Annotated in this window: 3 protein-coding genes; all 3 read left to right on the forward strand. The window is 45.5% G+C overall.

Features of this window, described 5'->3' with window-relative positions; all coding sequences use genetic code 11:
* A partial coding sequence (gene cysD / locus A3762_RS10675) for a sulfate adenylyltransferase subunit CysD (protein WP_156493394.1) occupies positions 1 to 438 on the forward strand: 438 nt, incomplete at its 5' end.
* 85 nt (positions 439 to 523) lie between these two features.
* Positions 524 to 2,155, forward strand: a complete 1,632-nt coding sequence (gene cysN / locus A3762_RS10680) for a sulfate adenylyltransferase subunit CysN (protein ID WP_068755407.1) — start codon at positions 524 to 526, stop codon at positions 2,153 to 2,155.
* A 68-nt stretch (positions 2,156 to 2,223) separates the two neighbouring features.
* The coding region (locus tag A3762_RS10685) for a hypothetical protein (RefSeq protein ID WP_197469199.1) at positions 2,224 to 2,479 on the forward strand (256 nt) is incomplete at its 3' end.

Raw genomic sequence — 2,479 nt, forward strand, 5'->3', positions numbered from 1 at the left:
TGGGATCCAAAGAACCAGCGTCCTGAACTTTGGAATATCTACAACGGCAAAGTTAATAAAGGCGAAAGCATTCGTGTTTTCCCACTTTCAAACTGGACTGAGCTCGATATTTGGCAATACATCCACCTAGAAGACATCGATATCGTGCCACTCTACTTCTCAGAGAAGCGCCCTGTTGTTGAACGTGACGGCACACTGATCATGGTCGACGATGAGCGTATGCCCTTAAGAGAAGGTGAAGTCCCTGAGATGAAATCAGTGCGATTTAGAACGCTAGGCTGCTACCCGCTAACCGGCGCAGTCGAGTCTGAAGCGAAAACTTTGCCAGATATCATTCAAGAGATGCTGTTAACCACCAGCTCTGAGCGTCAAGGCCGCGTGATAGACCATGATTCGTCAGGCTCCATGGAGCAGAAAAAACGCGAAGGCTATTTCTAATAGTTTTTAGCGAGCGAACCATACACGCAACAACATAATTTTATTACGTAGCACGCCTGATTACAGGCAAACAAAGAGAATAATCATGTCACACCAATCTGAACTAATTAGTGAAGACATTAATGAATATCTGAAGCAGCATGAGCAAAAAGAGCTCTTGCGACTTTTGACCTGTGGTAGCGTTGACGACGGTAAAAGCACACTGATCGGCCGCCTACTTCACGACTCTCACATGATTTATGAAGATCATTTGGAAGCGATTAAAAAAGACAGCGTTAAGAGCGGTACCAACGAGGGTGAAATTGACCTTGCACTTCTTGTAGATGGCCTACAAGCTGAGCGTGAGCAAGGCATCACGATCGATGTTGCGTACCGTTACTTCTCAACAGCGAAACGCAAATTTATCATCGCGGACACACCTGGGCACGAGCAATACACACGTAACATGGCGACAGGTGCATCAACGGCTGACTTAGCTATTATCTTGATCGATGCACGTCATGGCGTTCTGACGCAAACGCGCCGTCATAGCTTTATTGCCTCTCTTTTAGGTATTAAGCACGTAGTCGTTGCGATCAACAAAATGGACCTCGTTGACTATAGCGAAGAGCGTTACAACGAAATCAAAGCTGATTACCTTGAATTCGCGTCTGACCTACAACTCAAAGACATCCGCTTTGTTCCACTTTCAGCGTTGAAAGGTACGAACGTGGTTTCTAATAGCGAACTGACTCCTTGGTTCACTGACGCCCCTTTGATGGACATTCTAGAAAACGTTCAGGTGGCTGAAGACAGAAACTTTCAAGACTTCCGCCTACCCGTTCAATACGTGAACCGTCCAAACCTTAATTTCCGTGGTTTCTGCGGAACTGTGGCTTCTGGTGAAGTTAACAAAGGTGATGAACTGATGGCCCTGCCATCTGGCAAGAAGAGCACGGTTAAATCGATTGTCACGTATGAAGGCGAGCATGAAAATGCATTTGCTGGTCAAGCAATCACCATCACTCTAAACGATGAGATCGACGTATCTCGCGGAGATATGCTAGTTAAGCCAAGCAACTTACCTTCCGTAGGTCAAAGCTTTACGGCTAACATCGTTTGGATGAACGAAGCGGAGCTTCAACCTGGCAAGCTTATCGATATCAAGCTTGGCTCTACGCTTAGCTCAGGTTCGGTCAACAATATCATTCACACCGTTGACGTTAACACGCTTGAGAAAAATGATGCCGACAACTTGGCATTAAATAGCATTTCTTTGTGTGAGCTGACTCTTAATCAAGCGGTGACATTCGATCCTTATGATCAAAATAAGGCGACCGGTGCGTTTATTATTATCGACCGTCTAACCAACGTTACGATTGGCGCGGGCATGATTGTCAGCAAGTCTGAACGTTCAGACACCCAAGAATGGACTGAAGTGACCGCCCAGGAACGTAGCAAGCGCTTTGGTCACGAAGGTAAGATCATTGCGTGCACAGGAGAGCTTGCCGAACAATTGGTTCAAGCGACTGAACGTAAGCTGTTCGATCAAGGTCTTACATCTATCACTTTGAGCGCATCTCAATTCACTAGCCAAGAAAGCTTGAACGAGGCTGCAACAGCCATTAAAGCTGCGAGTGCAATTGTTATCTACGCGGGCGAAGCACAGTCAAATACTGACCTCACTTTAAGCGCTGAAACTGAATCACAAATTGTTGACGCAATTAAGTCGATTTAAACTGAAAAAGGTGTAGTATTCGCCAAAATACTACACCTTCATTCCTTTAATTTTTTAGTACTTACCTCATGGCAATCAGACACTTAGTTTTCCATCGCCTTACTCGATGGCAAGACGACCAACCAGCAAAAATCCTAACTGGCACAGAAACCAAAGACGCTAACGCAGACCATCAAGCTCTTTTTAGTCAATACAAAAAGCTGTTCCAATTCAGAGCAGGCAAGGCTTTTGGTAGGTTCTCGGAGACCGAACTTCAATCACCATTCACGCCATGGCTAAAAGAATTTAATGATGGCTCTTTGAGCTTCGCCAGCCTGACAACGA

This window comes from Oleiphilus sp. HI0125 (genome assembly GCF_001635355.1).

Coding starts and splice junctions, on each gene's coding strand:
- cysN (WP_068755407.1), top strand. CDS start 524: ATGTCACACCAATCTGAACTAATTAGTGAAGACATTAATGAATATCTG.